Annotated in this window: 5 protein-coding genes and 1 pseudogene; 2 read left to right on the top strand and 4 right to left on the bottom strand. The window is 68.7% G+C overall.

Going from position 1 to position 7,127, the window contains the following annotated elements; genetic code table 11:
- Positions 1-52: 52 nt before the first annotated feature.
- Both VFZ39_RS19090 and VFZ39_RS16400 read left to right on the top strand, forming a co-directional pair.
- Positions 53-373 (top strand): annotated as a pseudogene (locus VFZ39_RS19090) (DUF222 domain-containing protein); the annotation flags it as partial.
- 124 nt (positions 374-497) lie between these two features.
- Complete coding sequence (locus tag VFZ39_RS16400) at positions 498-878, top strand: HNH endonuclease signature motif containing protein (protein ID WP_330866862.1); 381 nt, start codon at positions 498-500, stop codon at positions 876-878.
- 83 nt (positions 879-961) lie between these two features.
- Here the strand turns inward: VFZ39_RS16400 and VFZ39_RS16395 are convergent, their stop codons facing one another.
- From VFZ39_RS16395 to VFZ39_RS16380, 4 genes are all read right to left on the bottom strand, one after another.
- Positions 962-2,074: a serine hydrolase gene (locus VFZ39_RS16395; RefSeq protein ID WP_330866861.1), complete on the bottom strand. Its 1,113-nt coding sequence runs from the start codon at positions 2,072-2,074 to the stop codon at positions 962-964.
- Between the two features lie 159 nt (positions 2,075-2,233).
- Positions 2,234-3,367, bottom strand: coding sequence for a lytic transglycosylase domain-containing protein (locus VFZ39_RS16390; protein WP_330866860.1), 1,134 nt, complete (start codon positions 3,365-3,367; stop codon positions 2,234-2,236).
- Between the two features lie 380 nt (positions 3,368-3,747).
- A complete protein-coding gene (locus tag VFZ39_RS16385) occupies positions 3,748-5,388 on the bottom strand; it encodes a M28 family peptidase (RefSeq protein ID WP_330866859.1) in 1,641 nt (546 codons plus the stop codon).
- Between the two features lie 191 nt (positions 5,389-5,579).
- The gene (locus VFZ39_RS16380; RefSeq protein ID WP_330866858.1) at positions 5,580-7,001 is read right to left on the bottom strand and encodes a hypothetical protein; all 1,422 of its coding nucleotides are present in this window, start codon (positions 6,999-7,001) and stop codon (positions 5,580-5,582) included.
- Positions 7,002-7,127: the final 126 nt, after the last annotated feature.

The raw sequence follows: 7,127 nt of genomic DNA, 5'->3' as shown, positions 1-7,127 counted from the left end.
CGCCCGGTTGAACGCCTCCGAGCTGCACCGCGCCGGCCGACACCTGCTGGCGGTGGTCGACCCGGAGGGTGAGGAGAAGCGGGCGGAGAAGGACCTGGACCGCGAGGAACGCGCCGCTCACCTCGACCGGGGCCTCTCGATCACCGACGACGGCCTGGGCGGGGTGCGGATCCGCGGTCGTGGCAGCGTCGAGGACGGTGCCACCCTGCGCGCCGCCCTCTTGCCGTTCACCAAACCCAAGCCCCAGCCCCCAGATGACGATGCCTGTGAGCCGGGCGAGGATGACCGCGACCACGGCGCCCGGATGTTCGACGCCCTGGTGAAGCTCGCCGAGCACGCCCTGAACACCGACGTCGCGCCGGCCAGCCACGGCGCCCGACCCCGGGTCACGGTCACCATCGACGCCGACACCCTCCACGACGACCACGAGGGCGCTCCTCGAGGGTCGGGGGTCGGGGTGACCGACGACGGCCTCGAGGTGAGCGAGCGCTACGGCGGTGCGGCGGATGGCGTGCGACGCCGACCTGATCCGGGTGCTGCTCGATGCCGAGGGCTGCCCGCTCGATGTGGGCCGCACCCGACGGCTGGTCACCCCCGCGATCTGGACCGCGCTGGTCGCCCGCGACCGCCACTGCGCCTTCCCCGGCTGCACCCGGCCACCGGTGATGGGCCACGCCCACCACATCCGCCACTGGATCGACGGCGGCCCCACAGCGTTGGAGAATCTGGTGCTGTTGTGCGGGCACCATCACCGCACCATCCACCACACCCCCTGGCAAGTCCGGCTCGCCGACGACGGCAGACCCGAGTTCCTGCCGCCAGCCAAGGCGGGACGACCGCCCCCGGACTGGATCCGACACCGGCACCGACAGGAGTAGCCCGGCGGGGCCACTGCTCGAGTACCTAAGGCGTGGACTCGCCCTCGAGAACACCGACGGTTCACCGAGGATGTGGCTGGCCCTCACGGGAGCTGGGGCACGATGACCTCCTCGACCAGGCCGGTGAGTTCACGTGGGTCGATTCCGGCGCTGTCGATGTTGTCGAAGTCGAGCGCGCGGACCACGACGACGACCAGGCCGCGGGCGGGTACTACCTCGATCATCTGCCCGCCGTACCCCCACGCCAGGTATGCGGGTTCGTCTCCAGCTGTCGTAACCCACCAGTGGTAGCCGTATGCGGGCCAGATGCCGTCGCTTCCGGTGGTGACCTGGTTTCGAGTCGAGTCCCTCACCCACGCTTCAGGCACGACCGACTTTCCTTCCCAGGTGCCCCCATTGAGCATGAGCGTGCCGATCTTCGCCATGTCGATCGGTGTCAGCTTGATCAGTCCCCAGCCGAGGTGGGTCCCGGCACTGTCGACGGGCCAGGCGAACCCCGCCTCGAGGTATTCCTTGATCTGCGCCCCACTTGGCTGGGCCGCGAGTGGCCGGTCAAGAACGGGTCTGGTGTTGATGTCCAGGGGGTCGAAGAGCGTGGTCCGTGCGTACTCGAGCAAGGATTGGCCAACGGCCCGCCTCAGGATGGTCGCGATGGTGTGGCTACCTTCGTTGGAGTACAGGAACCTTCCGCTGCCCGGCGGATTGGCGCGTCTGAGCATGAGTTCCACCGGATCAGGCTCGGCCATCAGCCCGACCGTCGCGGCCTCGTCGCCGGAGAAACCTCCGGTGTGGGTCAGGAGGTCGCGCAGGGTGAGGCGTTGCTGCCACCGAGCCATCGCGTTGACGTGTTCGGGGAGTAGTTCTGCCAGCGTCTGATCGAGGGAGAGCCTGCCTTCGTCGATCGCCTGACCGACCAGGATCGACAGGATGCTCTTGGTGACCGACTCGATGTCCCAGGTGGCTTCTGCATCGGTATCGCGGTAGTCGGCCAGCAGGGTCTCCCCGTCCTGGAGAACCAGGACAGCCCGTACCTGGTCAATGCCCCGCAGCTCGAGGCGTTCGTCGATCGAGCCTTTGAGACTGCCCGCCGACAACTCCGGAGGGCCTCCCTGTCCCCCGGCGCAGGCGGTCACCGCAAGCAGTCCGCCGATAACCAGCACCGCAACCTGACGTCGCCGTCGAAGCCACGTGCTCACCGCAACCACTCGAGCCCCCTATCGACAGGGCTGCGACTCTCGTTCCAGTGCGAAACTCGAGCGCCGCGATGGTGTCATAGCTTCGCCAGGGCGGGATCCTCCATCCCGTCGAGTCTGCCACTACGCATCCGAGCCTGCAGCCGGGCAACGGGCATGTGGTCAGGGTGCCAACCACTCGGGGAAGCCGAGCTCCGTCATGCAGGTGGTGAAGGCGTCCAGCAGGCCGAGCTGCTCGAGGGTGGTGACATCGGTGGCCCCGACGACGACGAGGCACTCCTCGATGGCCTCCTGCTCGGTCGGGACCGAGGGCGGCGGGGGCTCGGGGTCCGGCTCGGGCTCGGGGTCCGGCTCGGGTTCGGGCTCCGGCTCGGGCTCGGGCTCGGGCTCCGGCTCCGGCTCCGGCTCGGGCTCCGGCTCGGGCTCCGGTGTCGGATCAGGCTCGGACGTGGGGTCCGACCCGGGACCGGGTGTGGGGTCTGGCTCGGAGCCCGGTGTGAGCGCCCCTGCGTTGCTGTGGTCGTTCTCGGAACCCCGGGGACCGCTGCCGTTGCGACCGCCGGCCGGATCGTCACTCGACCCCTGACCGGACTTGGCGTGAGCGATCTCCGGCGCGAGGCCAAGACTGCCGCCGTAGCTGGTCGTGCTGTACACGCTGGTGAAGTCGGAGGTCAGGTACGCCCCCATGACGGAGAGCACCAGGTCGACGTAGTCGTGGCTGTGGTTGTAGCGGAAGAGCGCAGCCCGGCGACCAGCCTCAGCGGAGAGGTCGCCGTTGCCGGAGCACAGGTAGACGGCCGTGGCGAGCGCGGCGTCGTCGATGTCCTGGGGGTTGCGCTCGCCGTCGTTGTCGCCGTCGACGCCCACGAGCGACCAGGTCGAGGGTATGAACTGCATCGGCCCGACCGCACGGTCCCACCTGGTGTCGCCGTCGTACTGGCCGGCGTCGGTGTCGCGGACGACCGTGGTCTTGTGGCGGCCGTCGAGGGCGATGCCGAAGATGCCGGGCACGGCCCGGCCCTGGTCGTCGAGAGCGTTGCCGTTGGCTCGGCCGTGGTCGGTCTCGACCCGGCCGACGGCGGCGATGAGCTGCCAGGAGATGTGGCAGCTCGGGTCGGCGGAGTTGATCACCGTCTCGGCCCGCTGGTAGGCCGAGAGGGCCGCGGCAGGGATGCCGGAGGCGGTGGCAGACGCGGAGGCGGAGGCCATTGGTTCGCCGAGGCGGCCTTGGCCGCCACCGACCACGACCCCGGGCTGGGACACGCTGGCCGGGGCCTCCACTGCGTCGGTCGGCACCGACGGCCCCGGACGTGGGGCGGACACCGGGTCAGCAGTGGGCGCGCCGTCACCACCTAGCCGGGCCATCGCCAGGGTGCAGAGCAGGGCTGTCGGAACCACGGCGATGGCTCGACGCCGACTGGTGTGTCGCGCGTACATACGTCTGATGTCTCCCCCTACGGCTGCTGCCGTCGACACCGGCGCCATGGGCGCCGTCCTAGGCAGGCTACGTCGCCTCCCACCAGGAGGCCTCGGCTGTTCCGAACTGGTGACGGTCGGTTACCCGGCCGTGGATCACGCCGCATGCGTCGAGTCACCCACCCTGCTCCTCCATCCTGCCGGCCCGGGGGCCGGGCGGTTGCCCGCCCGACCCTCCGGTCCTGCTGAGTTGTCGGCTGTCACCGCGTTGCGTGGCCGTGCACGTCGGTCCTGGCCGCCTTCGCGCGCGTCGTGGTGCGGGCGGTCGCCTCTCCGTTCACCGACGAGGTGTCGAAGGCGAAGGTGATCACCGCGGTCGCCATCGCGTCGGCGTTCACGTCCAGCGCGTAGGTGTTGAGGTTGCCGTAGAGCTCGTACCCGGTGGCCTCCAGCGCTGCGTGCACGCCGGCAGGCGCACCGTCCGCCTCGGGGGTCAGGCTGTCGCACGGGTCGTGGTAGCAGACGTCCATCTGCTGACCGGCCAGCCCACCCCACAGCGCCACGTCGGCGGCGGACTTGATGGTCTCCGCGCCAGTGAACAGCCCGCCTGCCGGGATGTCCACGCCGGCAGCGATGAACGGTCCGTAGTCCGAGCGACCGGTGAAGTCCGAAGCCTTGGTGGCCTCACCGCGGGCCGCGAAGAACTCCTCGAACACGTCCTCGATGGCTGCCGAACCGGCCGGTCCTGGCCCCGAGCCCTCCGCAGCGGAGTCGTCGCCGTCGTAGACGCCGAACGTGTAGTTGGGCGAGCCGATCATGTCGAAGTTCAGGTACAGCGCGATGTCGTCGATCTCGGCCTCAGTCAGCTCGCTCACGTAGAAGGTGGACCCCACCAGATTGGCCTCCTCGGCCCCCCACCAGGCGAAACGCACCGCGTTCGGGGTCTTCACCTTGGCCATCTGCAACGCCACCTCGAGCAGCGCCGCGGAGCCGGATCCGTTGTCGTTGATCCCAGCCGTGTCCGGTTCGGAGTCCAGGTGCGCTCCGGCCATCACCACGTTGTCGGTCCGCCCCTTCTTGGTCTGCGCCAACACGTTCGAGGTGGAACGGATGGTGGAGATGGTGTCCGCCTCGATCCGCAGCACGAGCCCAGGCGTGGTGGCGAACTCCTCCCCGAGGAAGTACGACACCGACACTGCCGGGATGCCGACCGGGGTGCCCAACGTGCCCTCGAACAAGTCGTAGCGGTCCGCGTTGACCACCGGGTCGCCGTTACCCTGGTTCATCATCACCGCGCCCACAGCACCAGCGGCCTCAGCGTTCTCGACCTTCTGCCCGAACGGGCAGGTTCCGCGCTGAACCAGCGCGATCTTGCCGGTGACGATGTTGGTCCCGTTGGCGTCTTGGAAGTCGGACGCCTCGCAGCCCGAGGTGGAAGCGCGGGGCGGGGTCAGGGCAAGGTCGACCGGGACCACCTCGGCCTGGGCGACGCCGTCACCTGAATAGTCCATCAGGTCGTACTGTTCGCCGTCGACGTAGTTGGTCGCGCTCGGCGCAATCTGGGAGAAGGACGAGCCGAACTCCTCGAAGTACGCGAAGTCGAACGGCTGCACAGTGACCTGGTAGCCGGCCTTGCGCAGCTTGTCGGCGACGTAGTCGGCGCTGGCGTCGTAGCCGGGCAGGCCAGAGGCCCGGTTGTCGCCGTGTGCGTCGGCGATGGCCTGGAACGCATTGGAATGCCGGAGCACGCCCTTCAGCGTCACGGCCTTGGTGAGCTTGCGAACCGAGTTGTTGTTCGGGTCGGCCAACGCTGGGGTGGGAGCCAGTGTCACGGCCGCCAGTACTGAGGACGCCACGAGCGCGCTCAGCGCGACGCAGCGACGGGTGTCTAGTCGAACCACTTTGTGCCTCCTAGAAGGACGCGCCAGGGTTCCCTCATGCCCGAGCGCTGATGGTTCAAGAACCTAGCCGCCGAGACTCCAGGGGGGAAGCGGGTCGCTGGCCCCTTCTGAGAATCAGAGGTCCCTGAGCCCCCGCGCGCCGATCCCGGGAGTCGGCGCGCGAGGGCTGCAACTGGTGCTTCAGTGGAGAGTCACCGGCAGCGTGAGATCTTCAACGAGTACTTGCCCAGCGAGCCGTAGTCCGAGTACCCGGTGGCCGGAGTGAGAGTCCCCACGCCGTCGACCGTCAGGTAGTAGGTCCTGGCGGCGAGCGAACGCTTGACGGTCGCCTTCAGGCCGGTCGCCACGTCGAACGACGCCTGACCGGAGAGCGGGTCGTTCGAGCCCAGCGGCGCCAGACCGGCCGAGTGCAACCGGAGCCGGATGTCCAGGTTCGGGCTGTTCTCGAACGGCTTGACGGTGATCTTCGTCTTGCCGCGGCAGGTACGACGGAACGACAGCACGTCGGTATCCGTGCGCCGCTCGATGACGCCGGCCGCGGTCCTGGCCGTGCCCATGGCGGTGGCAGTGGCGAAGCTGGACCCGTGGTCGTCCGTGCGCAGCGGCAGCTCGTAGCTCTGCATCACGGCGATGTCGTCCTGAGCACTGTTGGCGTCGGCGTACTCACCGCTGCTCCACTGGACGAGCGGCTCGTCGTAACCGACACCCATGATCGGGGCCCAGTTGTGGTGGCCGGTGTAGTAACCGACCGTCGAGGTGCCGTCGTGGAAGAGGCCCAGGTTGTGGCCGGCCTCGTGGGTGGCGGCTTCGGCGATGTACTTGTCCACGTTGGCCAGCAGCTGCGGGAACACCCACGCCGGGTGGTAGTAGCTGGACCCGACCAGGTTGTAGACGCCGACGAAGGCGACCCCGCCGCAGTTGTTGCTGCAGATCCGGGTGGCGGCGTCGGTGCTCGGTGTGACGAGGACCCGCGTCCCGAACTGGGTGTCGACCGCGCTCGACCGGTCGAGCGCGGCGGCCCCCGGGTCCTGTGTGGTCACGTCCACGTCGAAGGGCCGGAAGTCCTCGGCGACCCGCTGGAAGATGCTCTGGATGGTGTCGTGCTCGGCCTGGCTCCAGGACGCCGGGTTCCCGTCGAGGTCGAACGCCGGCTGCGACGAGGTCGGGATCGTGTAGAAGTCGTTCCACGCGGTGCCTGACACCGCCCCACCGTCGAAGTCGAGGAAGATCGTTCGTTGTGCGCCGAGCTTGCTGTGCAGGCTGAACGTCTTGTTGTTGACGAAGGGACCGGGCTCCGGTGTCGCAGCGCTCTCGACAGGCTGAGTCGGAAGGGGTTCCTTCACGTGCAGCATGCCGGTCGGGTCGACCCACAGCGAGGAGTCGGTGCGCAGCAGCGTCGCCAGCTCGGCCGGTGTCCTGTCGTATCGCTGGGCGACGACGTCGAGGTCGTTGCCGAGGGCTCGCACCGCGGTCGCACCCGACACGTTGCGGTCGAGGATCCGTTCCGGGTCCAGGGACGCTGCCGTGGTCGCCGCACCGGCGGTCGCGACGGACGCGCACACAAGTGTGGAGACGCCGAGCGTCGTGAGCGTGAGAAGTGGTCGAAGGTTCATGAGGTGTCTCCCAGTGAGTGTTCGGTCAGCGGTGGATGAGCCCGCACTGCATGGAGGGAGATCGGCCGGCGCTGATACCAAAGAGCTGGAATTGCGTGTGGGCACGCCAGTGCCCCGTCACCCGGC

It is taken from the genome of Nocardioides sp. (assembly GCF_036374615.1).
Classification (GTDB): domain Bacteria; phylum Actinomycetota; class Actinomycetes; order Propionibacteriales; family Nocardioidaceae; genus Nocardioides.
The sequence above is the reverse complement of the archived record's forward strand: the minus strand, read 5'-3'. Positions and strand labels throughout refer to the sequence as shown.

Bases quoted from the DNA above. Each gene is read 5' to 3' on its own strand.
- VFZ39_RS16380 (WP_330866858.1), bottom strand. From the start codon at position 7,001: ATGAACCTTCGACCACTTCTCACGCTCACGACGCTCGGCGTCTCCACA.